At 68.0% G+C, this 25,243-nt stretch carries 21 protein-coding genes and 1 tRNA gene; 12 read left to right on the forward strand and 10 right to left on the reverse strand.

What is annotated here, in order from left to right; translation table 11 throughout:
- Positions 1 to 12: 12 nt before the first annotated feature.
- Genes GXW79_RS00635 through GXW79_RS00645 form a run of 3 tightly spaced genes read right to left on the reverse strand, consistent with a single transcriptional unit; the run spans position 13 to position 4,174 of the window.
- Positions 13 to 1,152 carry a thiolase family protein gene (locus tag GXW79_RS00635; protein ID WP_211872275.1) on the reverse strand — a complete coding sequence of 380 codons (1,140 nt, stop codon included), beginning with the start codon at positions 1,150 to 1,152 and terminating at the stop codon, positions 13 to 15.
- A gap of 24 nt (positions 1,153 to 1,176) precedes the next feature.
- Positions 1,177 to 2,835, reverse strand: coding sequence for a long-chain-fatty-acid--CoA ligase (locus tag GXW79_RS00640; protein ID WP_211872276.1), 1,659 nt, complete (start codon positions 2,833 to 2,835; stop codon positions 1,177 to 1,179).
- A 10-nt stretch (positions 2,836 to 2,845) separates the two neighbouring features.
- The gene (locus GXW79_RS00645; protein WP_211872277.1) at positions 2,846 to 4,174 is read right to left on the reverse strand and encodes an OmpP1/FadL family transporter; all 1,329 of its coding nucleotides are present in this window, start codon (positions 4,172 to 4,174) and stop codon (positions 2,846 to 2,848) included.
- 120 nt (positions 4,175 to 4,294) lie between these two features.
- On the opposite strand from GXW79_RS00645, the gene GXW79_RS00650 reads away from it, so the two are divergent.
- Positions 4,295 to 4,612, forward strand: a complete 318-nt coding sequence (locus tag GXW79_RS00650) for an SCP2 sterol-binding domain-containing protein (RefSeq protein WP_367614767.1) — start codon at positions 4,295 to 4,297, stop codon at positions 4,610 to 4,612.
- Between the two features lie 15 nt (positions 4,613 to 4,627).
- Here the strand turns inward: GXW79_RS00650 and GXW79_RS00655 are convergent, their stop codons facing one another.
- Both GXW79_RS00655 and GXW79_RS00660 read right to left on the reverse strand, forming a co-directional pair.
- Positions 4,628 to 5,026 carry a cupin domain-containing protein gene (locus tag GXW79_RS00655; RefSeq protein ID WP_211872278.1) on the reverse strand — a complete coding sequence of 133 codons (399 nt, stop codon included), beginning with the start codon at positions 5,024 to 5,026 and terminating at the stop codon, positions 4,628 to 4,630.
- A gap of 105 nt (positions 5,027 to 5,131) precedes the next feature.
- The gene (locus tag GXW79_RS00660) at positions 5,132 to 6,214 is read right to left on the reverse strand and encodes a sensor histidine kinase (RefSeq protein ID WP_211872279.1); all 1,083 of its coding nucleotides are present in this window, start codon (positions 6,212 to 6,214) and stop codon (positions 5,132 to 5,134) included.
- A gap of 175 nt (positions 6,215 to 6,389) precedes the next feature.
- On the opposite strand from GXW79_RS00660, the gene parC reads away from it, so the two are divergent.
- A complete protein-coding gene (gene parC, locus GXW79_RS00665) occupies positions 6,390 to 8,609 on the forward strand; it encodes a DNA topoisomerase IV subunit A (RefSeq protein ID WP_211872280.1) in 2,220 nt (739 codons plus the stop codon).
- Here the strand turns inward: parC and GXW79_RS00670 are convergent, their stop codons facing one another.
- Both GXW79_RS00670 and uvrA read right to left on the reverse strand, forming a co-directional pair.
- Positions 8,610 to 9,623: a Bug family tripartite tricarboxylate transporter substrate binding protein gene (locus tag GXW79_RS00670; protein WP_211872281.1), complete on the reverse strand. Its 1,014-nt coding sequence runs from the start codon at positions 9,621 to 9,623 to the stop codon at positions 8,610 to 8,612.
- A 130-nt stretch (positions 9,624 to 9,753) separates the two neighbouring features.
- Positions 9,754 to 12,633 (reverse strand): excinuclease ABC subunit UvrA, encoded by a 2,880-nt coding sequence (gene uvrA / locus GXW79_RS00675; RefSeq protein WP_211872282.1) that lies wholly within the window; start codon positions 12,631 to 12,633, stop codon positions 9,754 to 9,756.
- Positions 12,634 to 12,766: 133 nt separating this feature from the next.
- Between uvrA and ssb the strand changes: the two genes are divergently transcribed.
- The 6 genes from ssb (at position 12,767) to GXW79_RS00705 (ending at position 17,702) form a co-directional block, all read left to right on the forward strand.
- Positions 12,767 to 13,246, forward strand: coding sequence for a single-stranded DNA-binding protein (gene ssb, locus GXW79_RS00680; protein WP_211872283.1), 480 nt, complete (start codon positions 12,767 to 12,769; stop codon positions 13,244 to 13,246).
- A gap of 83 nt (positions 13,247 to 13,329) precedes the next feature.
- Entirely contained in the window at positions 13,330 to 16,062 is a 2,733-nt protein-coding gene (gyrA, locus tag GXW79_RS00685; RefSeq protein WP_211872284.1) for a DNA gyrase subunit A, read from the forward strand.
- Positions 16,055 to 16,567, forward strand: coding sequence for a pantetheine-phosphate adenylyltransferase (coaD, locus tag GXW79_RS00690; RefSeq protein ID WP_211872285.1), 513 nt, complete (start codon positions 16,055 to 16,057; stop codon positions 16,565 to 16,567). Before gyrA ends, coaD begins: the two co-directional genes overlap by 8 nt.
- Before the next feature lie 62 nt (positions 16,568 to 16,629).
- Entirely contained in the window at positions 16,630 to 17,151 is a 522-nt protein-coding gene (locus tag GXW79_RS00695) for a peptidylprolyl isomerase (protein ID WP_246503592.1), read from the forward strand.
- A gap of 66 nt (positions 17,152 to 17,217) precedes the next feature.
- Positions 17,218 to 17,293, forward strand: a tRNA-Lys gene (locus GXW79_RS00700).
- Positions 17,294 to 17,471: 178 nt separating this feature from the next.
- Positions 17,472 to 17,702: a YMGG-like glycine zipper-containing protein gene (locus GXW79_RS00705; protein ID WP_211872287.1), complete on the forward strand. Its 231-nt coding sequence runs from the start codon at positions 17,472 to 17,474 to the stop codon at positions 17,700 to 17,702.
- 58 nt (positions 17,703 to 17,760) lie between these two features.
- Here GXW79_RS00705 and GXW79_RS00710 read toward each other — a convergent pair whose 3' ends face one another.
- Together GXW79_RS00710 and GXW79_RS00715 are read right to left on the reverse strand one after the other, a co-directional pair.
- Positions 17,761 to 18,351 carry a D-sedoheptulose-7-phosphate isomerase gene (locus GXW79_RS00710; protein WP_211872288.1) on the reverse strand — a complete coding sequence of 197 codons (591 nt, stop codon included), beginning with the start codon at positions 18,349 to 18,351 and terminating at the stop codon, positions 17,761 to 17,763.
- A gap of 30 nt (positions 18,352 to 18,381) precedes the next feature.
- Complete coding sequence (locus tag GXW79_RS00715) at positions 18,382 to 19,410, reverse strand: hypothetical protein (protein WP_211872289.1); 1,029 nt, start codon at positions 19,408 to 19,410, stop codon at positions 18,382 to 18,384.
- Between the two features lie 99 nt (positions 19,411 to 19,509).
- Between GXW79_RS00715 and GXW79_RS00720 the strand changes: the two genes are divergently transcribed.
- The 4 genes from GXW79_RS00720 (at position 19,510) to GXW79_RS00735 (ending at position 23,485) form a co-directional block, all read left to right on the forward strand.
- Entirely contained in the window at positions 19,510 to 20,610 is a 1,101-nt protein-coding gene (locus GXW79_RS00720) for a glycosyltransferase (RefSeq protein ID WP_211872290.1), read from the forward strand.
- 4 nt (positions 20,611 to 20,614) lie between these two features.
- Complete coding sequence (locus GXW79_RS00725; RefSeq protein WP_211872291.1) at positions 20,615 to 22,027, forward strand: glycosyltransferase family 39 protein; 1,413 nt, start codon at positions 20,615 to 20,617, stop codon at positions 22,025 to 22,027.
- Positions 22,028 to 22,108: 81 nt separating this feature from the next.
- Positions 22,109 to 23,053 carry a protein-methionine-sulfoxide reductase catalytic subunit MsrP gene (gene msrP / locus GXW79_RS00730; protein ID WP_211872292.1) on the forward strand — a complete coding sequence of 315 codons (945 nt, stop codon included), beginning with the start codon at positions 22,109 to 22,111 and terminating at the stop codon, positions 23,051 to 23,053.
- A gap of 174 nt (positions 23,054 to 23,227) precedes the next feature.
- On the forward strand, positions 23,228 to 23,485 hold the full coding sequence (locus GXW79_RS00735) for a hypothetical protein (RefSeq protein WP_211872293.1): 258 nt from the start codon (positions 23,228 to 23,230) through the stop codon (positions 23,483 to 23,485).
- 38 nt (positions 23,486 to 23,523) lie between these two features.
- On the opposite strand, the gene GXW79_RS00740 is transcribed toward GXW79_RS00735, so the two are convergent.
- Complete coding sequence (locus tag GXW79_RS00740; protein WP_211872294.1) at positions 23,524 to 24,924, reverse strand: aspartate aminotransferase family protein; 1,401 nt, start codon at positions 24,922 to 24,924, stop codon at positions 23,524 to 23,526.
- Positions 24,925 to 25,243: the final 319 nt, after the last annotated feature.

The following is a 25,243-nucleotide window of genomic DNA, read 5'->3' on the forward strand; positions in this document are numbered from 1 at the left end:
CCCCGACCTGCTTCAAGAGACCGCCTCCAACACGGTCGCAATCCCTTGGCCCCCGCCAATGCACTGCGTCGCCAAGGCATAGCGCCCGCGCTCCCGCTGCAGCAGTGCCGCAGCCTTCCCCGTTATCCGCGCCCCGGTCGCCCCCAGCGGATGGCCCAGCGCAATCGCCCCGCCATCGATGTTCACCGTCGCCGGGTCCAGGCCCAGCTCGCGCATGCACGCGATCGCCTGGCTCGCGAAGGCTTCGTTCAGCTCCACCACGTCTAGGTCGCGCACGGTGATCCCGGCCCGCTCCATCGCCTTGCGCGAGGCACCAACCGGACCCATGCCCATCACCTCCGGCGCGCAGCCCGCGACCGCGATGGACTTGATCCGCGCGAGCGGCTTGAGGCCATGGGCGCGCGCGTACTCCTCGGTGCAGACCAGCACGGCGGCCGCGCCATCGGTGAGCGGGGAGGCGGTGCCCGCGGTCACCGTGCCATCCGTGCGGAAGGCTGGCTTCAACCCGGCGAGGCCCTCGGCGGAAGTATCGGGGCGCAGGCAGCCGTCCGCGGCGATGGATTCCTTGCCGACCGTCACCGGCACGATCTCAGCGGCGAGCTTGCCCGCGGCCTGCGCGGCGGCGGCGCGGCGCTGGCTTTCCACCGCGAACTCCTCCTGCGCCACGCGCGGGATCTGGTGGCGGTGCGCAACATTCTCCGCCGTCTCGCCCATGCCCATGTAGGCGGCGGGATAGTCGGCGGCGAGGCCGGGGTGCGGGAGGACGTTGTAGCCGCCCATCGGCACCCGGCTCATGCTCTCGACGCCGGCGCAGAGGAAGGCCTCGCCCGCGCCCATGCGGATCGCGCCGGCGGCCTGGTGGATGGATTGCATGGATGATCCGCAGAAGCGGTTCACGGTGACACCCGCAACGCCCTGCGGCAGGCCCGCGATGAAGCCCACCAAGCGTGCCACGTTCAGCCCTTGCTCGCCCTCGGGGAAGGCGCAGCCGAGGATCAGATCCTCGATGGTGCCGGGGTCGATGCCGCTATCGGCGACGAGCGCGCGGATCACCTGCGCCGCCATCTCATCCGGGCGGAGCTTCGTCAGCGCGCCCTTGCTGGCGAGGTGGAAGGGGGACCTGCGATAGGCGGCGATTACGATATCGGACATGGGCTTTGCCTTCAGGACATGCTCTTACGCATGCATATGGGGTTGCTCGCGCAATTCCTTCTTCGAGAGTTTGCCCACCGCGGTGCGGGGCAGCGTCTCGCGGAATTCGATGAGCCGGGGCATTTCGATGGAGGAAAGCCGGTCCTTGAGGAAGGCGCGAACCCCGGCCTCGTCCAGCTCGGTGCCGGGACGCAGCTCGATATAGGCGGCGGGGCACTCGCCCTGTCGCTGGTCGGGGATCCCGATGACGCAGACGGCCGCGATAGCGGGGTGGGCGTAGAGCGCTTCCTCGATGACGCGGGGATAGACGTTGAAGCCGGAGACCAGGATCAGGTCCTTGATGCGGTCCACCAGCGTGACATAGCCATCCGCATCCATGATCCCGACATCGCCGGTGCGCAGCCAGCCATCCGCCGTCATCGCCGCCTTGGTCTCCTCGGGGCGTTTCCAGTAGCCGGCCATGATGTTGGGGCCCTGGAGGCAGAGCTCGCCGCGCTCGCCATCGGGCAGGGCGCGGGCAGGGTCCTCGAGGCTGCGGATCTCCGCGCGCATGAGCGGCAACGGCAGGCCGATGGTGCCCTCGCGGTTCTCGCCGCGCAGCGGGTTGCAGAAGCACACCGGCGAGCCCTCGGTGAGGCCGTAGCCCTCGACCAGCTTGGCACCCGACTTCGCCTCGAACTCGTGCTTGAGCGCCAGCGGCAGCGGCGCGCCGCCGGAGATGCAGGCGCGCACCGAGGCAAGGTCCGCGGGCGTCGCCCCGGCATCGAGCAGCGCCTTGAACAGCGTGGGCACGCCCGGCAGCATCGTGGGCCGGCGGCGACGGATGGCAGAGAGCACGGCTGCCTTCTCATAGCGCGGCTGCATGATGATCTCCGAGCCCCAGCCGATGCCGACATTCATCGCGGTCGTCATCGCGAAGACGTGGAAGAAGGGAATCACCGCCATCATCCGCGCACGCTCCTCGGTGGAGGTGCCGCACCAGGCCTGCACCTGGCGCAGATTGGCGCAGAGGTTCGCGTGGGTGAGCATCACCCCCTTCGGGCGCCCGGTGGTGCCGCCGGTGTATTGCAGCACCGCCAGCCCCTCTGGCGAGATGACGGGCGGCGTGGCCAGCGGCGCGGCCGCCAGAAGCTCCACGAAGCGGCTGACGCGGGCGTCGCCGATGGGGATTGCAGCGAGCGATTTGCGCTTGAGCAGGGAGAACATGACGCCCTTCACGAAGGGCAGCGCCTCCGCGAAGCGGCAGACCACCACGCGCTTGAGCGGCCCGTCGCGGTCGAGCACCTGCAGCACGCGCGGCAGCAACGGCGCCAAATCCAGCGTCAGCATGACCGAGGTGCCGCTGTCGGCGGCCTGATAGCCGATCTCGTCGGCGACCATCAGCGGGCTGAAATTCACCACGATCCCGCCTACCTTCAGCACCGCGAAATAGCTGGCGACGAAGAAATGCGTGTTCGGCAGGCACAGCCCGACCCGGTCGCCAGGCTTTACGCCGAGTGCGCGCAGCCCGCCGGCGATGCGATCCACCATCGCGCCGAGCTCGCCGTAGCGCCACTGCCGGCCCATGAACTCCAGCGCCGGCTTGTCTGCATGCGCTGCGACCGACCCCGCGAGGACATCGACCAGGGTCTCGCGGGGCAGTGCGAGATCCCAGGCGATATCCGCGGGATAGGTCCTGGGCATGGCGCGCCGGTCAGAATCCGATGCGCAGCTGGGCGGTGACGATATCGACCGAGGCGGAGTAGCGGGCGGTGAGGTCGCCGCGAAGGAAGTTGTTGCTGGTGGGTCCGCCGCTGGTGAGCGCGAGGTCGGCGGTATTGCCGAAGATATGCGTGTAGCCGGCGGAGAAGGCGACGTTGGGCATCACCTCCCAGGTGAGGCCGGCGGAGAGCCAGTAGCGGTTGGAATCGGGGATGCGCGGGGTGCGGTTCTCGGTGCGGATCGGGGACTGGTCCCAGGCGACGCCGGTGCGCAGCGTCACGCTCTCGCTCACTCGGTATTCGCCGCCGACGGCCAGGAAGACCGTGTCGCGCCAGCGCTCCTCGGTGACGTTCGGGGGCAGGCCGGTGTCGAAGGTGGCGACCAGCGTGCGGAAGCGCGACCAGTTGGTCCACTCGGCGGTCGCGAGCAACGTCAGGCCCGGGGCGATCGCCTGGGTGAGGCCGAGGCTCGCGGATTCCGGCGTGGTCAGCTTCACCCGCCCGCCGCCGTCGCGGAAGGTGGTGGCGAGCGGCGCGGGGACGCCTTCGAAGCGCACATCGCCTTCGAGTTCGTGATGGATCGCCGAGCGGAAGGCGAAGCCGAGCGCGGTGCCCGGCGCGGGCCGCCACTGCGCGCCGACCTGCCAGCCGAAGGCCAGGTCGTCGCCGCTGAGCGTTGAGCGGCCATCGAGCGACCCGGGAGCGACGCGCGCGCCGCGCCCGGCGAGGATGGCGCCGAAATCGACCGCATTGGAGATGCGCGCATCGGCGTGCTGGATCTGCAGCCCGGCGCCGATCGACAGCGTCTCGAACGGCCGCCACGCGATCGAGGGCGTGACGTTGATCGTGCGCAACTCGCTGGTCAGGCCGTGGTAGCGGCCGATGAAATCGGAGTCATACTTGGTCACCAAGCCAAAGGGCGTGGTGACGGCGAGGCCAAGATGCCAATCCGTGCCCAGGGCGATGGTGGTGTAGAAGGCCGGGACGAGGGCATCCGATGCCGCGTCGCCGCTGAGGCTGCCGGTGATCGTGCTGCCGCCCAGCGCGGTGGCGCGGCGTGCGCTGCCGCTGTCGATCTCGGCGCGCGGCATCACCAAGCTGCCGACGATGGTCGCCTGGTAGCCGGGGAGCCAAGCCATGGAAGCGGGATTGAAAAACAACATGGAGGGGTCGTCGCCGCGCGCCGTGACACCGGCGAAGGAGCTGCCCTGGCCGATCGCGCTCTGCTCGCGCAGCGCGTAGCCGGAGGCGTACGCGGTTCCCGCATGCGCGAGAAGGGCAAGGCCGAGGATGCTGGCGGAGAGCCGTCGAGGGGTTGTCATTCTTCTTGTTTTCCACCTCAGGATTCGTTCGCACAAACGATACGCGTGACGCTAGACCTCGCTTCGCGCTTGCGTCAATAAATGCGTGAACGCCTGATATTCGCGCCAGGAGGCGACACCGTGACCGATCCGGAGACCATCCTCGCCGCGATGCGCGACGCCGTGCCGAAGCTGCGCGGGCTCGGCTATCGGGTACGGTTCGACCTGCTCGATGCCGGCCAGTCCTACCTGCTCGATGGCACCACCAACCCCGTCGAGGTCGGCACGTCCGATGCCGATGCGGTGGCCGATACGGTGCTCGCGATGACCTCGGAAAACCTCGGCAAGCTGATGGCCGGCAAGCTCAGCCCCATGCTCGCCTTCGCCACGGGCAAGCTGAAGGTCGAAGGCTCGAAAGGCGTGGCGCTCAAACTCGCGGGGATGCTCGACGAGGATTGAGCACGCCGGCCCGCGTCAGGCCGGGCTCGCCAGGGGCTTGTCCTTCTCGACCGTGTAGGTGATCGCGAGACGCGTCGCGCGCGGTCCGTTGCGCACGCCATGCACGGTGCCGGCGGGGATCTGGAAGCCATCGCCGGTGCGCACCGTGCGGTCGGGCACGCCCACCATCTGCAGCACGCTCTCGCCTTCGAGGACATAGGCCGATTCGATGCCCGGATGGGTGTGCCGCGCGACTTCGGCATTGGCGGCGATCTCGGCGGTGACGAGCACCGCCACATGCGTCCCGCCGGGCAGTTCGGTGGTCTGGAGGATGGTGCGCGTCACGCCGCCGGTCTGCGCCTGAACCGACGCCGCCGAGAGCCCGATTGTCGCGGCGCAGAGCGCACAGCCGAACAGGGTCCTGCGGGTTGCCATGGATCTTCGTCCTTCGCGGTTCGTGGTTGCTCCCGACCGGAGCCTAGGCGCGTGGCCGAGCCGCCGCCACAGAAACCGCGCTCAGCTTGCCTTCGCGAAGCGTGTTCAGGACGCCTTGGCGGCGGCGCGGGCGAAGCGGATCGTGACGCGCACGCCGGCGCCGGGCTCGGAGGCGACACTGAACTGCGCCTTGGCATTGTCGCGCAGCGACTGGACGATCAACGCGCCGAGCCGCCCTGCGATCGGCCAGGTCTGGCCCGGCGGCAAGCCGACACCGTCATCGGCGAGGATCACCTGGCAGCCATCCGCATCGACCAGGCTTTGCAGCGTGATGGTGCCGCCCTCGCGCCCGGCGAAGGCGTGCTTCAGCGAATTGGTCATGATCTCGTTCACCACCAGCCCGGTCGGCATCGCGACGTTGATCGACACCGGCCAGGTATCGACCTTCATCTCCAGGCGGATGCCCTCCACCGCATGGGCCTGCATGACCGCAGAGGCGACCTGACTGAGATAAATGCCGAGGTCGACGGTGTCGTCCTGCGCGGCTTCCCCCAAGGTGCGGTACAGCAGACCCAGCGCGCCGATCCGACCGGCCAGGCGTTCGAAGGATTCCTCGGCCGCGTCATCTGGCATGTTGCGGCTTTCGAGCCGGATGAGCGCCGTGATCATCTGCAGGTTGTTCTTCACGCGATGCTGCAATTCGCGCAGCTGGGTGTCCTTCTCGCGCACCCGCTCCTCGATCTTCTCGATCATGTCCGGGTCACGCGCCCCGGTCGCGGCGAGTGCGACGAGGCGGAACATCGGCGTGCCGGCCTCGTCCTCGATGACGTTGGCCCAGGCATCGACCTGGATCGCATCCTCCCCGCGCGTCACCTGGAACACGCCCAGGTGGTCCTCGCCCTCCCGGATGGCGTCGCAGAGCTTGCGGTTGTCATCGGCCGAGGCGGCGATGGCGTCCACCTCCTCCCAGCTCGACCCGACCAGGACGTCGAGCGACTGGCCGGACAACTCCTCGAATTCCAGGTTCGCGTAGGTGACGCGTTCCTGCGGCTTCAGCGACGCGACGGCGATGGCGACCGGGATATGGTCCAGGAACTGCTTGAAGTGATCGCTGTCCAGCGCAGCGGCGAGCCCCGTATCCTCCATGAGGTGCGCGAGCGGCTTCGGGGGATTGGTGTCATGCGTCATGGACGGAGCTCTTTCCGAAGGCTGCGACGCCGCGGGAATAGTCGATCGCTCATTTTCCTAAACATCGACGGGCATCGCAGCAAGTTCTGCGCCGCAATACGCGCTTGGACGCCATGGCGCAGCACCCACGGCTGGGCTAAGAGCGCGGCACAGGAACGAAGCGCGAATCAGACCCATGCCAGATGATGTTTTGACCGAGGGCGGCGAGACGCGGGACACTTCCCTGTCCGATGCGCTGTCGGAACGCTATCTCGCCTATGCCATGTCCACCATCATGGCGCGCTCGCTGCCGGATGTGCGCGACGGGCTCAAGCCGGTGCACCGGCGCCTGCTCTGGGCGATGCACCAGCTGAAGCTGGACCCGGCCTCGGGCTTCAAGAAATGCGCGCGCATCGTGGGCGACGTGATGGGCAAGTATCACCCGCATGGCGATGCCGCGATCTACGACGCGATGGTGCGCCTCGCGCAGGAATTCGCCGCGCGCTACCCGCTGGTCGAGGGCCAGGGCAACTTTGGCAATATCGACGGCGATAACGCTGCGGCCATGCGCTACACCGAGGCCCGCCTCACCGATGTGGCGCAGGCGCTGCTCGAGGGCATCGAGGAGGACACGGTCGACTTCCGCGCCACCTATGATGGCGAGGAAAAGGAGCCGGTGGTGCTGCCGGCGGCGTTCCCGAACCTGCTGGCGAATGGCGCGAACGGGATTGCGGTGGGCATGGCGACGTCCATCCCGCCGCACAATGCCGGGGAGCTGTGCCTGGCCGCGCTGCTGCTGATCGAGGACCGGCAGGCGAGCCTGGATGCGCTGATGGCGGTGCTGCCGGGGCCCGATTTCCCCACCGGCGGCGTGCTGGTGGAAGGCCCGGAGAGCATGCGCGAGGCCTATGCCACGGGCCGCGGCGGCTTCCGCCTGCGTGCGCGCTGGGACAGCGAGGCGGTGAAGGGCGGTGGCTACCGCATCATCGTCACCGAGATCCCCTACCAGGTGCAGAAATCGCGCCTGATCGAGCAGATCGCGGCGCTGATGGAGGAGAAGAAGCTGCCGCTTGTTGGCGACATCCGCGACGAAAGCACCGAATTGGTGCGAATGGTAATCGAGCCGCGCGCGCGCAACGTGGATGCCGGCGTGCTGATGGAAAGCCTGTTCCGGGCGACGGCCTTGGAACAGCGCATCAGCCTCAACATGAACGTGCTGGACGCGACGCGCACGCCGCGCGTGATGGGCCTGCGCGAGGTGCTGTGCGAATGGCTCGATCACCGGCACGTGGTGCTGGTGCGGCGGACGGAGCATCGGCTGGGCGCCATTGCGCGGCGCCTTGAGATTTTGGGCGGCTACCTGATCGCCTACCTCAACCTCGACGAGGTCATCCGCATCATCCGCGAGGAGGACAAGCCGAAGGAAGCGCTGATGGCGCGCTTCGAGCTGACCGAGCTGCAGGCGAACTCCATCCTCGACATGCGGCTGCGGTCCTTGCGCAAGCTGGAGGAGATGGAGATCCGGCGCGAGCACAAGAAGCTGAGCACGGAGCAGAAGGCGCTGCAGGGCCTCATGGCCAGCGAGAAGAAGCGTTGGACCACCATCGCCGACGAGGTGCGCGCGACCGGCGAGAAGCTCGGCGGCGCGCGGCGCACCTCGCTCGGCACAGTGCCGATGGTGGGCGCCATCGACGAGACCGCTTTCGTGGAGCGCGAGGCGATCACCATCATCCTGTCAGAGAAGGGCTGGATCCGCGCGCAGAAGGGCCATCTTGGCGCCGATGCGGAGCTGCGCTTCAAGGAAGGCGACGCGCTGAAGCTCGCGATCCATGCGGAGACGGTGGACCGCATCGTGCTGATCGCGACGAATGGGCGGGCCTATACGCTCAAGGCCGATGCCATTCCGCGCGGCCGGGGCGATGGCCAGCCGGTGCGGCTGCTGCTCGACCTCACCAATGAGGATGATGTGGTGACCTTCTTCATCCATCGCGACGGCGCCCGCTTCCTGGTGGCGGCGACCGATGGGCGGGGTTTCGTCGTCAAGGGCGAGGAATTCCTGGCCGAGAAGCGCACCGGCAAGCAGGTGCTGGTGGTCGATGGCCAGCAGGAGCTGGCGCTATGCATCCCAGTGACGGGCGACGCGGTCGCGGTGACCGGCAGCAACAACCGCCTGCTGGTCTTCCCGCTGGACCAGGTTCCCGAGATGACGCGCGGCCGCGGCGTGCAGCTGATGGCGCTAAAGGATGGCGCCACGCTGGTCGATGCGGTGGTCTTCACCCTGGCCGAGGGCCTCGCCTGGAAGCATGGCGGGGGGATGAAGGTGGAGACGGATCTGCGCCTGTGGCGCGGTCAGCGGGCCGGGGCAGGGAAGCAGCCGCCGGACCGCTTCCCGCGCAACCGGCGGTTTGCGGGGTAGTCAGTCGCTGACGCGCAAGCCCAGGCGTTCGATCACGGCGATCCAGCGCGCGGCCTCGGCGGATTGGAAGCGAGCGAAGTCCTCCGGCGTGGAGGCGGTGAACTCCACACCCTGGGCGTCGAGGCCGGCGCGGCCCTCGGGCCTTGCGACGGCGGTGCGGATGGTGTCCGCAATGGCGGTGGCGCGCTCGGCGGGGAAGCCCGCGGGGCCGACCAGGCCGGTCCAGCCGAAGCATTCCAGGCCCGGCTCGCCGGCCTCGGCCGCGGTGGGTGTTTCAGCGAAGGCCGGCACGCGCGAGGCGCCGGTCAGCGCGAGGGCGCGGATGCGGCCATCCTGGACGAAGGGCAGGGCGGAAAAATAGGTGTTGAGTCCGCACTGGATGCGACCGGCGGCGAGGTCGAGCGTCATCGGCGCGAAGCCGCGATAGCTGACATGCTCGATGTCCAGACCGTGACGCGCCTTCAGTTCCTCCATCGCGAGGTGGGTGACGGTGCCCGGTCCGATGGAGCCATAGGACAGTCGGCCAGGATTGGCGCGGGCATGGGCGATGAAGCCGGCGAGGTCGGTTGCCGGAAGGCCGGGATGGGTGGCGAAGACGAAACCTGTTCGGAAGACCAGCGAGATGGACGTGAAGTCGCGCGCCGGATCATAGGCGAGCGCCGGATTGAGCGCGCGTGCGGTCGTGGTGGGTCCGCCCTGCATAACGCCGAGCGTGTGCCCATCGATCGATTGCGCGACCGCGAGCGCTGCGATGGTGCCGCCGCCACCGGGGCGGGGTTCCAACAGGAAGGGGCGGCCGAAGCGCGCGAGGAGGTCGGGCGCGATGGCGCGGAACACCACGTCGGCGCCGCTGCCGGCGGGCAGAGCGGTCAGCAGACGCACCGGGCGGTCCGGCCAGGGCGATTGAGCGGTGGCGATGCGCGGGCCCAGCGCCACCATGGACGCTCCGACCAGGCGGCGGCGGCGGAGATGGCCAAGGGCGGCATTGTGGGGCAGGCGGGCGGGGTGGGGCATGGGTCACACCTATGGGTTCGCGGCCGCGGCCACGGTTGGGGTGTGCCTCGCGCCTTTTCGGTTATTGCTTGCGAAGCGGAGGCCAGCTTGCCGGAGGCGAGTGGGTCTTGTCCACCTCGATGCGGGCCGTTCAGGCCCGCCGGCGCTTCCGGGCGACAGGCGCTTCTATCTCCGGCAACAGCGGCTTGAGGAATCGCCCAGTGTGGCTCTCAGGCGCCTGCGCGATCGCCTCGGGCGGGCCTTCGGCGATCAGCCGCCCGCCGCCCTCGCCACCCTCGGGGCCGATATCGAGCACCCAGTCGGCGGTCTTGATGACCTCCAGATTATGCTCGATCACGATCACCGTGTTGCCCTGGTCGACCAGCGTGTGCAGCACTTCGAGCAGCTTGCGCACATCCTCGAAATGCAGGCCGGTGGTGGGCTCGTCGAGGATGTAGAGCGTGCGGCCGGTAGCGCGGCGCGACAATTCCTTTGACAGCTTGATGCGCTGCGCCTCGCCGCCCGACAGCGTCGTCGCCTGCTGGCCCAGATGAATGTAGCCGAGACCCACATCGCGCAGCGTGACCAGCTTCTCGCGGATAGAGGGGACGGCGGAGAAGAAGTCGACGCCCTCATCCACCGTCATGTCGAGGACATCGGCAATGGACTTCTCGCGGAAGCGGACCTCCAGCGTCTCCCGGTTGTAGCGCTTGCCCTTGCAGGTGTCGCAGGTGACGTAGACGTCGGGCAGGAAGTGCATCTCGATCTTGATGAGGCCGTCGCCTTGGCAAGCCTCGCAGCGGCCGCCCTTGACGTTGAAGCTGAAGCGGCCGGGCTTGTAGCCGCGGGCGCGCGATTCCGGCAGCTCGGAGAACCAGTCGCGGATCGGGGCGAAGAGGCCCGTATAGGTGGCCGGGTTGGATCGCGGGGTGCGGCCGATCGGGGACTGATCGATGTCGATGATCTTGTCGAGCTGGTCGAGGCCTTCGAGTTTTTCGTGCGGTGCCGGCACCTCGGCGCTGCCCATCAGGCGGCGCGACGCGGCCTTGTAGAGCGTCTCGATCACCAGCGTGGATTTGCCACCCCCCGAGACGCCGGTGACGCAGGTGAATGTGCCCAGTGGGAAGGTGGCGGTGACGCCGTGCAGGTTGTTGCCTGTCGCGCCCACCACACGCAGCGCGCGCTTGAGGTCTGCCTTGCGGCGTCGGGCGGGAATCTCGATGCGGCGCGTGCCGGAGAGATACTGGCCGGTGATGCTGGCGGAATTCGCGGCGACTTCCGCCGGCGTGCCCTGCGCGATCACCTGGCCACCATGCTTGCCGGCGGCGGGGCCAATATCGATCAGGTGGTCGGCGCTGCGGATCGCGTCCTCGTCATGTTCGACCACCAGCACGGTGTTGCCGATATCACGCAGCCGCCGCAGCGTGACGAGCAGCCGTTCATTGTCGCGCTGGTGCAGGCCGATGCTCGGCTCGTCCAGCACGTAGAGCACGCCGGTGAGGCCCGAGCCGATTTGCGAGGCCAGCCGGATGCGCTGCGATTCACCGCCCGAGAGCGAGGCCGACCCGCGCCCGAGTGTGAGGTAGTCGAGACCGACGTCAACAAGGAAGTTCAAACGCTCGTTGATCTCGCGCAGGATGCGCCGGGCGATCTCCTGTCTCTGCGGCGTCAGCGTCGCCTCCACGGTCGCGAACCAGTCGCGCGCACGGCGGATAGACAGCGCCGAGGCCTCGCCGATGTGGTGTCCTGCGATCTTCACGCTCAGCGATTGCGGCTTCAGGCGGTGCCCGCCGCAGACATGGCAAGGCTTTGAAGCCTGGTAACGGGAGAGGTCCTCGCGCACCCAGGGATTGTCGGTTTCGCGGTAGCGGCGTTCGAGGTTCGGGATGACGCCCTCGAAGGGCTTCTTCACCTCGTAGGCGCGCAGGCCGTCCTTGTATTGCAGGGCGACGACCTCGCTACCGGTGCCCTGCAGGATGGCCGTGCGCACGGCGTCGGGGATGTCCGCCCAGGGGCGCGTCATCGGCTGCTTGTAGTGCTTGGCCAGGCTTTGCAGGGTCTGATCGTAATAGGGCGAGGCGGTGCCGCCGGCCCAGGGTAGGATGGCGCCATCCTTCAGACTGCGCGTCTCGTCCGGGACGACGAGCTGGGCGTCGAAATAGTCTTCGGTGCCGAGGCCGTCGCAGGACGGGCAGGCGCCCTGGGGTGAGTTGAAGGAGAACAGCCGCGGTTCGATTTCCTCGATGGTAAAGCCGCTGACAGGGCAGGCGAATTTTGCGCTGAATGTGACGCGCTCTTCGGGCTTGTCGGCGTTTTCTGCATAGGTGATGCCGTCTGCCAAGGCCAGCGCGGTCTCGAAGCTGTCGGCCAGGCGCGGCTGGATGCCGTCTCGGACCACGATGCGGTCCACCACCACCTCGATGTCGTGCTTGAACTTCTTGTCGAGCTTGGGCGGGTCCGACAGCTCGTGCAGCGTGCCGTTGACCTTCACGCGGGTGAATCCCCGGCGGAGGAACTCGGCGAATTCCTTCTTGAACTCGCCCTTCTTGCCGCGCGCGATCGGGGCCAGCAGCAGCAGCCGCGTGCCCTCCTCCATGGCCGTCACGCGGTCGACCATCTGGGAGACGGTCTGCGCCTCGATCGGCAGGCCGGTCGCCGGCGAATAGGGAATGCCGGCGCGCGCCCAGAGCAGGCGCATGTAGTCGTGGATCTCGGTGACCGTGCCGACGGTGGAGCGCGGGTTATGCGAGGTGGTCTTCTGCTCGATGGATATTGCGGGCGAGAGGCCCTCGATGCTGTCAACGTCGGGCTTCTGCATCAGCTGCAGGAACTGGCGCGCGTAGGCAGACAGTGATTCGACGTAGCGCCGCTGACCCTCGGCGTAGATCGTGTCGAAGGCGAGAGAGGATTTGCCCGAACCCGAAAGGCCGGTGATGACGGTCAGCGTGTCGCGCGGGATATCGATGTCGATGTTCTTGAGGTTGTGCTGGCGCGCGCCACGGACGCGGATCAGGCCCGAGGGTGAAGGCATAAGGGGCTTTGTTCCAGGAATGTTCCGCTTATATATGCGGTGCAGCGCGCGGCTTGGGAAGGGGCATTCCCGCGGGGTGGTTGCGCGGCCTGTGACAGGGTAAAGTCATGCGTGTTTTGAGGAATCGGCGACCATGGCGGGTGTGAACAAGGCGATTATCCTGGGCCGGCTCGGGAAGGATCCCGAGGTCCGGAATTTCCAGAATGGCGGCAAGGTGGTGAGCCTGCGGATTGCGACGTCCGAACGCTACAAGGACCGCGAGGGCAACCAGCAGGAAAAGACCGAGTGGCATGCCGTCTCGATCTTCAATGAGAAGCTTGGCGAGATTGCCGAGAAATATTTGAAGAAGGGCAGCGAGGTCTATATCGAGGGCCAGATCGAGACCCGGAAGTGGCAGGACCAGACTGGCGCCGACCGCTATTCCACCGAGATCGTCCTGCGCCAGTTTCGTGGTGAGCTCTCCCTGATCGGTGGCCGCTCGGGTGGTGGTGACTCGGGCGAGATGTCCGAGCGCAGCGAGCGCCCGGCCCCAGCGAAATCCGGCGGCGGCTGGGACAGCGGCGCGCGCAAGCCCGCCAAGGGCGCTGACCTCGACGACGACATCCCGTTCTGATTTGGGATGCCCACAGACAGAAATAAAAGAATGGGGGTCCGGGGGAAAATCTTTTTCCCCGGCTTCCTTTGCGGAGTTAGCGCGTGAGCGACACCGATAAGCCCCGGCCCGACGAGCACCAGCCCGTCGCGCTTGAGGAGGAGATGCGTCGCTCCTACCTCGACTATGCGATGAGCGTGATCGTCGCGCGTGCGCTTCCGGACGCGCGCGACGGCCTCAAGCCCGTCCATCGCCGCATCCTGTTCGCGATGAACGAGAACGGCTTCACGCCGGACAAGCCGCACCGAAAGTCGGCGCGCGTGACCGGCGACGTGATGGGCAAGTATCACCCGCATGGCGACGCCTCGATCTATGACGCCTTGGTGCGCATGGCGCAGTCTTTCTCGATGCGAGTGCCGCTGATCGACGGCCAGGGCAATTTCGGCTCCATCGACGGCGATCCGCCGGCGGCGATGCGCTACACCGAGGCGCGCTTGGCGAAGGCTGCGGCCGCGCTGCTGGAGGGGATCGACGAGGACACGGTTGATTTCCAGGCCAACTACGACGAGACGGCGGAGGAGCCGCGGGTGTTGCCGGCGGCATTCCCGAACCTGCTGGTCAACGGGGCCGGCGGAATCGCGGTCGGCATGGCGACGAACATTCCGCCGCACAATCCGGGCGAGGTGATCGACGCGACCCTGATGCTGATCAAGGACCCGGCGACGTCGCTTGCCGACCTGATGACGGTAATCCACGGGCCGGATTTCCCGACCGGCGGCATCATCCTTGGCCGTGCGGGCATCCGCAGCGCCTTCGAGACCGGGCGTGGCTCCATCCCGCTGCGCGCGCGCTGCGCGATCGAAGAGATGCGCGGCCAGCGGCAGATGATCGTCGTCTCCGAAATCCCCTACCAAGTGAACAAGACCACGCTGCTCGAACGCATCGCGGAGATGGTGCGCGCCAAGCAGATCGAGGGTATCTCCGACCTGCGCGACGAGAGCGACCGGGATGGGATGCGGATCGTCATCGAACTCAAGCGCGATGCGACGGCGGAGGTGGTGCTGAACCAGCTCTACCGTTCGACGCAGCTGCAGACCTCCTTTCCGGTGAATTTCCTCGCCCTTGATGAGGGGCAGCCGCGGCAGATGGGGCTGAAGGACGCGATCGGCTGCTTCATCCGCTTCCGCGAGGAAGTGATCCTGCGTCGATCCCGCCACCGGCTGATGAAGGCGCGCGAGCGCGGGCATCTGCTGATCGGATTGGCGATCGCGGTGGCGAATATCGATGAGGTGATCCGGGTGATCCGGGCGAGTGCGGATGCCGCCTCCGCGCGCGTCGCACTCATGGACCGCGCCTGGCCGGCCGGCGATGTCGGCACGCTGCTGGCACTGGTGGACGACCATCGCAACCAGATCACCGAGGACGGCACCGTCCACCTCACCGAGGAACAGGCGCGCGGCATCCTTGAGCTTCGCCTGCAGCGCCTCACCGGCCTTGAGCGCGAGAAGATCGTCGCCGAGCTTGGCGAGGTCGGCGCGCGCATCACCGACCTGCTGGACATCCTGGGCAGCCGCACCCGGCGGATGGAGGTCATGACCGATGAGCTCATCGCCGTCCGCGCGCTGATCGCCTCGCCGCGCATGAGCGAGATCGTCGATGGCGTCGCGGATGTGGACGACGAGAGCCTTATCGAGCCCGGCACCATGGTGGTGACCATCACGCGCGATGGCTATGTGAAGCGCACGCCGCTCGAGACCTTCCGCGCGCAGCACCGTGGTGGGAAGGGAAGGCTGGGCGCGGGCACGCGCGACACGGATGTGGTGATGCGCAGCTTCATCGCGCACACGCACCAATGGGTGCTGTTCTTCACCGATCGTGGACTGGCCTTCCGCGAGAAGGTCTGGCAGCTGCCGGAGGCGGGTGCCATCGGTCGCGGGCGTTCGCTGCGCCAGGTGCTGGCGTTGGGCGATGGCGAGAGCGTCACGGCCGTGTTGCCGCTGCCGCAGGAAGAAGCGATGTGGGAGAACCTGCATCTCGTCTTCGCGACCGCGCGCGGCAATGTCCGGCGCAACAAGCTCTCGGATTTCCGCAACGTCATGTCGCGCGGACTGATCGCGATGAAACTTGATGAGGGCGACACGCTGATCGGCGTCGCCACCTGCCGCGAGGGCGATGACGTGCTGCTCGCCACGCGCGGCGGCCGCGCCATCCGCTTCCAGGCGGAGAGCGACACGCTGCGCGTCTTCGCGGGGCGGGATTCCTCGGGCGTTCGCGGCATCCGGCTCGGCGAGGGCGACGACGTGATCGCACTGACCGTGCTGCGCCATATGGATGCAAGCCCGGATGAGCGGGCCGCCTACCTTGCGCAGCGCCGTCGCGCCGAGGCGGTGGAGGATGACGTCCCCCCCGCCGCCAATGGCGAGGAAGGCGAGGAGGTCGCGGCCGAGATCGCACTCACCGACGCGCGCTTCACCGAGATGGCGGATGCCGAGGAAGTGCTGCTGGTGGTGACCGATACCGGCTTCGGCAAGCGCGTCTCCGCCTATGAATACCGCGTCACGGGCAGGGGCGGGCAGGGGATCACCTCGATCCCGCTCGGCGGGCGCAAGGGAACGCGCGTGGTCGCCACCTTCGCCGTGCGCCAGGGCGACCACCTGATGCTGATGACCGATGGTGGCCAGCTCATCCGCATGGCCGCCGACAGCGTGAGCCGCTATTCCCGCTCCGCCCAGGGCCTGACGCTGATGCGCGTACAGGAGGGCGAGCACGTGACCGCCTGCTTCCCCGTCGCCTTCGAGGACGACGACCAGCCCGAGGAAGGCCCAGCGGATGCCTGAATATGCAGGGCTCTATCCCGGCACCTTCGACCCGGTGACCAACGGCCATATCGACGTGATCTCGCGCGCGGCGCGTGTATGCTCGCGCCTCGTGATCGGCGTCGCGGTCAATATCGGCAAGGGGCCGCTGTTCCCGCTCGAGGAGCGGGTCGAACTCGTGCAGGCCGAGATCGCACCCATCGCGGAGCGCACCGGCTGCATCATCGAGGTGCGGCCCTTCGAAGGTTTGCTGGTAGCCTTCGCTCGAGAGGTTGGTGCACGGATGATCATCCGTGGCCTGCGCGCGGTCACTGATTTCGACTATGAGTTCCAGATGACGGGCATGAACCGGCGGCTCGATCCCGAGATCGAGGCGGTGTTCCTCATGGCGTCCGAGACGAACCAGTTCATCTCCTCGCGCTTTGTGAAGGAGATTGCGCGGCTTGGGGGTGACATCACCAGCTTCGTGCCCAAGCTGACGCTCGAACGAACCTTGGCCCGCGTGCGGGCGCCTCAAGCGGAGTGAGAACGATGCTGCGCCGTGACCTGATGCTGACGACCACCGCCATTCTGACCGTAGGAGCGTGCATGTCTGACGTTGAACCCGCCGAAGCCCAGGGTGCCCCCGACCTGGAGAACACGCTCTACATGGAGCTGAAGGATGGCCGCGTGACCATCCAGCTGCTGCCGGAGCTGGCGCCGCTGCATGTGGAGCGCATCAAGGTGCTGACGCGCCGCGGCTTCTACGACAACACGCCCTTCCACCGCGTGATCGAGGGCTTCATGGCGCAGGGCGGCGACCCGACCGGCTCTGGCACCGGTGGGTCGGACCTGCCCAACCTGCAGGCGGAATTCTCGCCCCCCTCCCGTGCGCGCTTCATTCGCGGCACCTGCGGTGCGGCCCGCACCCAGGATCCGAACACGGCGAACAGCCAGTTCTTCATCATGTTCGCCCCGGCCACCTCGCTCGATGGGCAGTACACCATCTGGGGTCGCGTGACGTCCGGGATGGATGCGGTGGACAAGATCAAGCGCGGCGCCGGGCAGAGCGGCCAGGTGCGCGATCCGGATCGCATCCGCAGCATGAAGATCGCCGCCGACGCTCGCTAGAGAGCCGACACGATCGCGCTTGAGGGTTGATCGGACGGCGCGGGGGTGGGATAGCCCCCGCGCGCTGTGCCCGTAGCTCAGTTGGTAGAGCACGAGACTTTTAATCTTGGGGCCGTGGGTTCGAGTCCCACCGGGCACACCAGGCGCCCCCCACAATTTTTGACCTTGCGGCCTGTTTCAGCGGTTACCAGAACCCGCCACAGGCTTACAAAACGCCGTGAAATCGCCACGCGCAGCCCAAAGAACGGCCAGCTCGATCTCCATCAATGGCGTCACTGTCGAACAATCATCGACAGCCATGGACACGCAGGAGTGAGATCATGTCGTTCTATCGTCGCAGTCGGAACTTTGCCTTGGCTGCCGTGGCGTCTTTGACGCTGGCGCTTCCGGCCTGTTCAGGCCTTAACCGTACCGAGCAGCGCGCCGTGACCGGCGGGGCGATCGGCGCAGGTGGTGGCGCCCTGGTCGGCGCCGCGACCGGCGGTTCGCCGTTGACCGGCGCGCTGATCGGCGGCGCGGGCGGCGCGGCGGTGGGCGCGCTGACGCGCTGATCCGGCACTCTCACGGGGTCGCACCGGGCGTCGCCCGGTGCGACCCCTGCCGCACAGTTCAGGCGGTGCGCGGAAACATCTCCGCCTCGATGATGGCGCACAGCGCGTGGCCCAGGACCTCGTGGCCTTCCTGGATCTGCGGTGTGATGTCGCTGGGGATGCGGATGCACAGGTCGCAGAGCACCGCCATCTTGCCGCCGCCGCGACCGGTGAACCCCACGATCGCGATGCCCTTGGCCCGCGCCGCTTCGACCGCCGCGAGGATGTTGGGCGAATTGCCGGATGTGGAGAGCGCCAGCAGCACATCACCCTTCGCGCCCAGCGCTTCGACCTGGCGCGCGAAGATGCGCTCATATCCATAGTCGTTGCCGATGGCGGTGAGGATCGAGCTGTCGGTCGTCAGCGCGATCGCGGCGAGCCCCGGCCGGTCGTAGTGGAAGCGCGCGACCAGCTCGCCGGCCCAGTGCTGCGCATCCGCAGCACTGCCGCCATTGCCGCAGAGCAGAATCTTGCCGCCGGCGCGCAGTGCCGCGGTGCAGAGCGACGCGGCGCGCGCCGTCGCCTCGCACAAGGCGACGTCCGCCTCCATTGCGGCGAGCACCCGCGCCGAGGCGCCGATCGCCACCTGGATATCCGTCATCGTCGCCATATGGTCTTCCCTCCGCACCCCGCCTCCGGATCACGCCGAAGCCGGTGCATCCATGACCGCGAGGTGATCCTCGATCATGGCGCGCATCGGCGCCGGCACCACCTCGCGCCAATGATCGACTCCCGGCAAGTGGCCGGGATTGCGGCGCACCAACTCGGTCTTCAGATAGGGAAATCCGTGTCGTTCGACCAGCACCCGCCACAGATGGTGCGTCGGGTTCAACGGATAGCGCAGGACGGCAGCCGTGTCGGTGAAGCGTGGACCGAAACCCGCCTGATCGACCGCGTCGAGCGCCGCGCAGACCCGGCGATAGCCGAACAGCGCCGCGCAGCGATACTCTTCGGCGAGCATCCTGCGCGTCAGCCCGATCTCGCCACCCTGCACGGTGCGCCACTTGCTGCGGCTGTCGCGGTGCTGCGCCAGATGCGTCCGCAAACCGGCGACCGCACCCTGCCCGCGCGCGAGCAGTGCGTAGGATTGCAGGTGCGGGCCGCCGCCCCAGCTCTCCGTCATCCCGAACAAACCTTCGCCGCCGCCACGCCAGGCATCGATCAGTGGCTCGAGCGGCTGGAAAGGCCCGAGCACGCTGTCATTGGCCAGAAGCAGCTCCTCCGGCGTCCCCAGCCGCTCGCAGGCCAGCGTGGCCGCATCGCGCCAGGCGCCGAAATCACGCCCGACATTGCGACGACGGATGCGCAGCACCGTCTCGGCGGCGACGGCATCCCAGTCTTCGCGCGGTGGCGTGGCATTGGTGACGAAGACCATGTCGAACCCGGCCGCGCGCCACAGCGCGAGCTGCCGCAGCACCATCGCCGAGACGCGCCCGCTGGCCGACCAGTGCAGGTAGAGGCCCGTCGAGCGCCCCTGGCGCGGCGCATCCCCGGCTTCCATGGCGAGGATTTCCGCCCGTAGCGGGCGAAGCCGATCGAGCAATTCGGCGAAGACCAGCTCGGCACCCACCTCCAGCACCCGGCGGGCGAAGCGCAGCCGGGATTTGCCGGCCAGGCCATGCGCCGCACGCCCGAGGCCGGAGCCCGCCGCATCCACATCGCTCAGCACATAGCCCATCGCCGGGCGATAGCAGGCGCGCCCCCCACGGTCGAGACGCGGGCAAGCGCCCGCCTGTCGGGGCGCGGCCCGCCATGCTACCAGCCGGGCATGAGCCTTTCCGTGCCGGCGCGCTTCGCAATCGTCATTCCCTGCTTCAACGAAGCGCCGAACGTCGCGCCGATGGTGGAGCGCGTGGCCGCCGCGCTCGAGGGCGTCGCCTGGGAGGCGGTCTTCGTCGATGACGACAGCCCCGACGGAACCGCTGCGGCCGCCCGCGCGATCGCAGCACTCGATCCTCGCGTGCGCTGCATCCGGCGCATCGGGCGACGCGGCCTCGCCTCCGCCTGCATCGAGGGCTGGCTTGCCAGCTCCGCGCCCTTCCTCGCCGTGATCGACGGTGATCTCCAGCATGATGAGCGGCTGCTGCCACGCATGCTGGAGGCGCTGGAGCAGGGTGCCGAGATGGTGGTGGGCTCGCGCCATGTCGCGGGCGGCGCGGCGGAGGGCGGCTTCTCTCCGTTTCGCGCGCGGCTGTCGCGGGCGGGCACCGCGCTTGCGGCCGCGGTGCTGCCGGTGCGGGTGAGCGACCCGATGAGCGGCTTCTTCGCGCTGTCGCGCCCGGTCTTCGAGGAGGCGGCGCCGCGCCTCACCGGCACCGGCTTCAAGATCCTGCTCGACCTGCTGCTGACGCTGCGGCGGCCCGTCCGCCTGGTCGAGCTGCCCTATGAATTCCGGGCGCGCGAAGCCGGCGAATCGAAGCTCGACGCCACGGTGATGCTGGAGTTCCTCGGCCTGCTCGCGGACAAGGCGCTCGGGGGCTGGGTGCCGCTGCGCTTCCTCGCCTTTGCCCTGGTCGGTGGTGCCGGCGTGCTGGTTCATCTTGCGGCCCTCGGCGTGCTGCACGGGTTGCTGTCGGTGCCGTTCGGCGCGGCGCAGTGGGGGGCGACCTTCTGCGCAATGACGGTGAATTTCTGGCTCAACAACCAGGTGACCTATCGCGACCGGCGCCTGCGCGGGCCACGCCTGTGGCAGGGGCTTGCCCTGTTCTACGCGGTCTGCGGGATCGGCGCGGCGGCCAACGTCGGCGTCGCAGCGCTGCTGGTGCGCGATGGCGTGCTCGCCTGGGGCCTGGCGGGCGCCGCGGGCGCCGCGCTGACGGTGGTGTGGAACTTCGCCATGTCGTCGACCCTGGTCTGGCGGGCGCGGTGAGCGCGTGAGCGCGACCCGCTGGCTGGCGCTGCTCGCCCTCGCCACCCTCGTGCGGCTGGCGCTGGCGGCGCTGATCCCGCTGGCGCCGGACGAGGCCTATTACCGCATCTGGGCGTTCAGCCTGCAGGGCGGCTATCTCGACCATCCGCCGATGGTGGCGCTGTTCATCAAGGCCGGGATGGCGCTGTTCGGCGACACCGCGCTCGGCATACGCGCGCTCGGCTCGCTCGGCACCGGCCTCGCCTCGCTGATGATCTGGCGCGCGACGGAGCTGGTATTCCCGGGCCGCGGCGTGGCCGCCGTGCTGATGCTCAACGCGACCCTGCTGGTCGGCATCGGCGCCGTGGTGATGACGCCGGACACGCCGCTGCTGCTGTTCTGGTGCGCCGCACTCTGGGCGCTGGCCGAGCTGAGCACCTCCGGCGATGGGCGCTGGTGGTTCGCGGTCGGGCTCGCCGCGGGCGGCGCGCTGCTGTCGAAATACACCGGCGCGTTGCTGGGCCTGGGGATCCTGCTTTGGCTCCTGGTCGAGCGTGGGGCGTGGCGCTGGTGGCGGGACTGGCGGCTCTACGCCGCGGGCGGCCTGGCAGTCGCCATCTTCGCGCCGGTGGTCGCCTGGAACGCCGCCCATTGCTGGGTGAGCTTCGCCAAGCAGGGCGGCCGGGCAGGGGCGGAGAGTGCCGGCGTCGGGCTACGCTTCGTCGGCGAGCTGATCGGTGGCCAGGTCGCACTGGCGACACCGGTGCTCTTCGTTATGTTCGTGGCTGGCGTGGCAATCGCGGTGCAACGGCGCAGCGTCTTCCTCGCCGCCTTCGTGCTGCCCGGCGCGGCGATCTTCCTGTGGCAGGCGACGGGCAGCCGCGTGCAGGGCAATTGGCCGGCGATCCTCTACCCCGCCGCCGCCATGCTGGCCGCGGGGCATCTCGGCGCCGCGTGGCGGCGCTGGCGGCAGGCGGGCATCGTTGTCGGCCTCGCGATGGGCGTTGCGGTACAGATCCAGGCGCTGGCGGCGCCCATCCCGCTGGCGCGGAGCCGCGACCCGACCTTGGCACGGCTTGCCGGCTGGCCGGATTTCGCGGCCTCGGTGCAGCGCGCGGCGCGGGCTTCGGGAGCGGTGTTCGTCGCGGCCGAGGAGTACGGCCTCGCCGCCGAGCTGGCGCTGCATGCTGGCATGCCGGTGGTCGCGATGGAGGCACGCTGGGCCTATCTCGCGCTGCCGGCCCCCCCGCCGGGCGCACCCGGGCTGCTCGTCCGCAGCCTCCGCCGCGGCGAGGGCGCGCCCAATTGGCCGGATGCGATTCCGGTGGAGGGCGAACTGATCCGCTCGCGGCGCGGCATGGAGGCGGAGCGCTATCGGCTCTTCCGGGTGACCTCGGGGACCGGTCCGGCACCGCAGGTGGTGTTGCCCCCACCGTGACGTCATCCGGCGGCGCGCGATTTGCGTGTAACCTCCGCGGGGTGCCGGCGTAGACCCAGGAATGGCGGACAGGAGACTGCGATGCTGATCAAGCGCAAGCGTGGGTGGGAACTGCCGGAGAGCGCGGCGACGCCCGAAGCCGTGGTGCTCGGGCGCCGCAAGGGCCTCGCACTCGGCGCCGGCGCCATCGCGGCGCTGGCATCGGACGGCGCCCAGGCGCAATCGGCGCTGCCGGATCTGCCCGCCATGCGCAACCCCCGCTATCCGGGCGTGCGTGCGCTGACCCCTGAGCGTGACGCCACCACCTTCAACAACTACTACGAGTTCGGCACCGACAAGGGCATCTCGCGCGTCGCGCAGCGCATGCCTCTCAGCCCCTGGACCCTCAAGGTGGAGGGCATGGTCGCGCAGCCGATGGAGTTCGACGTCGACGACCTGCGGCGCCGCCTGCCGCTCGAGGAGCGCGTCTACCGGCTCCGCTGCGTCGAGGCCTGGGGCATGACGGTGCCCTGGACCGGCTTTCCACTCTCTGCGCTGCTCGCCCTGGTGCAGCCGCAACCCGCCGCAAAATACGTGGTGTTCGAGACGGCGCGCCTGCCGGCTGTCATGCCGGGGCTGCGGCAGTCCTGGTATCCGTGGCCGTATACCGAGGGCTGCACCATCGAGGAGGCGCGTAACGAGCTCAGCTTCATGGCCGTCGGCCTCTACGGCAAGCACGTCCCGCAGCAGAATGGCGGCCCGATCCGGGTGCTGTTCCCGTGGAAGTATGGGTTCAAGTCCGGGAAGTCGTTCAGCCGCATCATCCTCACCGACCAGCGTCCGGTCAGCTTCTGGGAAAGGATCCAGGGCCAGGAATACGGCTTCTGGGCGAATGTGAACCCTGAGGTGCCGCACCCTCGCTGGAGCCAGGCGACAGAAAGATTGTTGGGCAGCAACGAACGCGTGCCGACCCAATTGTTCAATGGTTACGGTGAGTTCGTCGCCGGTCTTTACACGGCGCTTTCACAGGAGCGCCTCTGGACTTAATCCACTATCGTAAAAAAACACTTGACGGAACGGCGCCGTTACGACTTTTGTCGAATCTCAATTTCATGATGCGTTGAGATTTCGATGACCTATCCCACGCCAAAACCACTCATGTTGCCGTCCGTGGCTCGCTGGAGCCAGCATGAGAAACCTGCTCCGGAAAGGCGATCGTCCATGTTCGGCCTTGCTGCTTTCCTCGTGATCGCAGCGGGTGCGGTCGCGTTCTTCTTCGGCCACCTGACATCCTTCGGCATCGCGCTCACGCGGGTCCTGCCGGGGATGATGGCGTCGTCGCAAAGCTTCATCGTGCGCAACGGCGGCACCGGGCTCTGGTACAACGTCGTCCTCCCGGTGATGGAGACGCCGTGTTGGGTGCCCTTCCTGGCTCTGGGCGCCCTGTTCCTGATCATCGGCATCCTGCGCCGGGTCTGACCGGCCCGACGAGGTCGGGGCCACCGGCCCCAGCCGCCTCACACCACCGTGATGCTTTCGCGCCGTGCCTGCACCGCCAGCTCGTCGAGCGCGTGGCCGAAGCGTTCCACCATTTCATCCACCTCATCGATTTCCATGATCAGCGGCGGCGAGAAGGCGATCGCGTCGCCTGGCAGTGCGCGCAGGATCAGGCCATGCGCCTCACCGAGCTTCACCAGCCGCGCGCCCATCTTGCGCGCGGGGTCGAAGGGGCTGCGCGCGGCCTTGTCCGCGGAGAGTTCGACCGCGGCGATCATGCCGATGCCGCGGACTTCGCCCACCAGCGGATGGTCCGCGAAGGCGGCCCGCAGGCTCGCCTGCATATGCGCGCCGACGCGCTTCACATGGCCCACGATGTCCATCTCGTCGTAGATCTTGAGTGTCTCGATCGCGACGGCGGCCGGGACGGGATGGCCCGAATAGGTGAAGCCATGGCCCCAGGTGCCCACGGACGCGGAGCCATCGGCGAGGCCCTGGAAGACCCGGTCGTTCACCATCACTGCCGAGATTGGCAGGAAAGAGGCGGAGAGCGCCTTGGCACAGGTGATGATGTCCGGTTGCACGCCAAAGGTCTGGGTGCCCCAGTATTCGCCGGTGCGCCCAAAACCGCAGATCACCTCGTCGGCGACCATGAGCACGTCGTACTTTCGCAGCACCGCCTGGATCTTGGCGAAGTAGCCGCGCGGGGGGATGATGACGCCGCCCGCACCCATCACCGGCTCGGCGAAGAAGCCCGCGACCGTGTCCGGGCCCTCGGCCAGGATCATGGCTTCGAGCTCATCGGCCATGCGGGTGGCGAAGGCATCCTCGGTCTCGCCCTCGGCCCCGAAGCGGTAGAAATGCGGACAGCTCGTGTGCAGCACACCGGCGATCGGCAGGTCGAACAGCTTGTGGTTGTTGGGCAGGCCGGTGAGCGAGGCGGCGGCCAGCGTGACACCGTGATAGCCCTTGATCCGGCTGATGATCTTCTTCTTGTTCGGGCGCCCGATCGCGTTGTTGTAGTACCAGATCATCTTGATCGCGGTGTCGTTCGCCTCGGACCCCGAATTGGCGAAGAACACCTTGCTCATCGGCACCGGGGCGCGGGCGATGAGCATTTCCGACAGCTCGATCAGCGGCTCGTGCGAGCGGGAGGTGAAGCCGTGGTAGAAGGGCAGCTTGCGCATCTGCGCCGTGGCCGCCTCGACCAACCGCTCATTGGAAAAGCCCAGCGAGGCGCACCACAGGCCGGCCACCGTCTCGAGGTATTCGCGTCCCGCATCATCGGTGACGCGCACACCTTTGCCCGAGATGATGATCATCGGCCCGTTCTTCTCGTGCGCGCGATGGTCCGTGTAGGGGTGCAGTGCATAGGCGATGTCGCGGGCGGCGGCGGAATTCGGCGCGGCGGGGGGCGTCATGGGGCGGGTCTTCCTTGCGATCGGGTCGCAAGCACCATAGGCGCGTCGCGCGCGGCGGCGAAAGGCCGAAGCCCGCCAACGGCCGAGGACGCCCGGCAGCTCCTTGCCGTTCCGCGAGTGGCGCTACGCGGAAGCGGATGCCTTGGCCGGACGCTCGCCGATTGCGCCGTCGGCCTGCGTCTTGAGGGCCGCAGCGTGTGATAAATCTTGGCCAGCGTGAACATAAGGTGGGCGATGCACCAAACCCCACGCAAACGTCATAACAATTTCGCAACGATAACCTGCGCGCCCAGGTTGCGGTCTCGTGAATGCGGCGCGA

Origin of the sequence: Plastoroseomonas arctica, assembly GCF_018128965.1 — a bacterium.
Lineage (GTDB): Bacteria > Pseudomonadota > Alphaproteobacteria > Acetobacterales > Acetobacteraceae > Plastoroseomonas > Plastoroseomonas arctica.

What these genes read in the sequence shown, in the direction of transcription:
- GXW79_RS00635 (WP_211872275.1), bottom strand. Translation starts at nt 1,152, where the DNA reads ATGTCCGATATCGTAATCGCCGCCTATCGCAGGTCCCCCTTCCACCTC.
- GXW79_RS00640 (WP_211872276.1), bottom strand. Translation starts at nt 2,835, where the DNA reads ATGCCCAGGACCTATCCCGCGGATATCGCCTGGGATCTCGCACTGCCC.
- GXW79_RS00645 (WP_211872277.1), bottom strand. Translation starts at nt 4,174, where the DNA reads ATGACAACCCCTCGACGGCTCTCCGCCAGCATCCTCGGCCTTGCCCTT.
- GXW79_RS00655 (WP_211872278.1), bottom strand. Translation starts at nt 5,026, where the DNA reads ATGGCAACCCGCAGGACCCTGTTCGGCTGTGCGCTCTGCGCCGCGACA.
- GXW79_RS00660 (WP_211872279.1), bottom strand. Translation starts at nt 6,214, where the DNA reads ATGACGCATGACACCAATCCCCCGAAGCCGCTCGCGCACCTCATGGAG.
- parC (WP_211872280.1), top strand. Translation starts at nt 6,390, where the DNA reads ATGCCAGATGATGTTTTGACCGAGGGCGGCGAGACGCGGGACACTTCC.
- GXW79_RS00670 (WP_211872281.1), bottom strand. Translation starts at nt 9,623, where the DNA reads ATGCCCCACCCCGCCCGCCTGCCCCACAATGCCGCCCTTGGCCATCTC.
- uvrA (WP_211872282.1), bottom strand. Translation starts at nt 12,633, where the DNA reads ATGCCTTCACCCTCGGGCCTGATCCGCGTCCGTGGCGCGCGCCAGCAC.
- ssb (WP_211872283.1), top strand. Translation starts at nt 12,767, where the DNA reads ATGGCGGGTGTGAACAAGGCGATTATCCTGGGCCGGCTCGGGAAGGAT.
- coaD (WP_211872285.1), top strand. Translation starts at nt 16,055, where the DNA reads ATGCCTGAATATGCAGGGCTCTATCCCGGCACCTTCGACCCGGTGACC.
- GXW79_RS00695 (WP_246503592.1), top strand. Translation starts at nt 16,630, where the DNA reads ATGTCTGACGTTGAACCCGCCGAAGCCCAGGGTGCCCCCGACCTGGAG.
- GXW79_RS00705 (WP_211872287.1), top strand. Translation starts at nt 17,472, where the DNA reads ATGTCGTTCTATCGTCGCAGTCGGAACTTTGCCTTGGCTGCCGTGGCG.
- GXW79_RS00710 (WP_211872288.1), bottom strand. Translation starts at nt 18,351, where the DNA reads ATGGCGACGATGACGGATATCCAGGTGGCGATCGGCGCCTCGGCGCGG.
- GXW79_RS00720 (WP_211872290.1), top strand. Translation starts at nt 19,510, where the DNA reads ATGAGCCTTTCCGTGCCGGCGCGCTTCGCAATCGTCATTCCCTGCTTC.
- msrP (WP_211872292.1), top strand. Translation starts at nt 22,109, where the DNA reads ATGCTGATCAAGCGCAAGCGTGGGTGGGAACTGCCGGAGAGCGCGGCG.
- GXW79_RS00735 (WP_211872293.1), top strand. Translation starts at nt 23,228, where the DNA reads ATGTTCGGCCTTGCTGCTTTCCTCGTGATCGCAGCGGGTGCGGTCGCG.
- GXW79_RS00740 (WP_211872294.1), bottom strand. Translation starts at nt 24,924, where the DNA reads ATGACGCCCCCCGCCGCGCCGAATTCCGCCGCCGCCCGCGACATCGCC.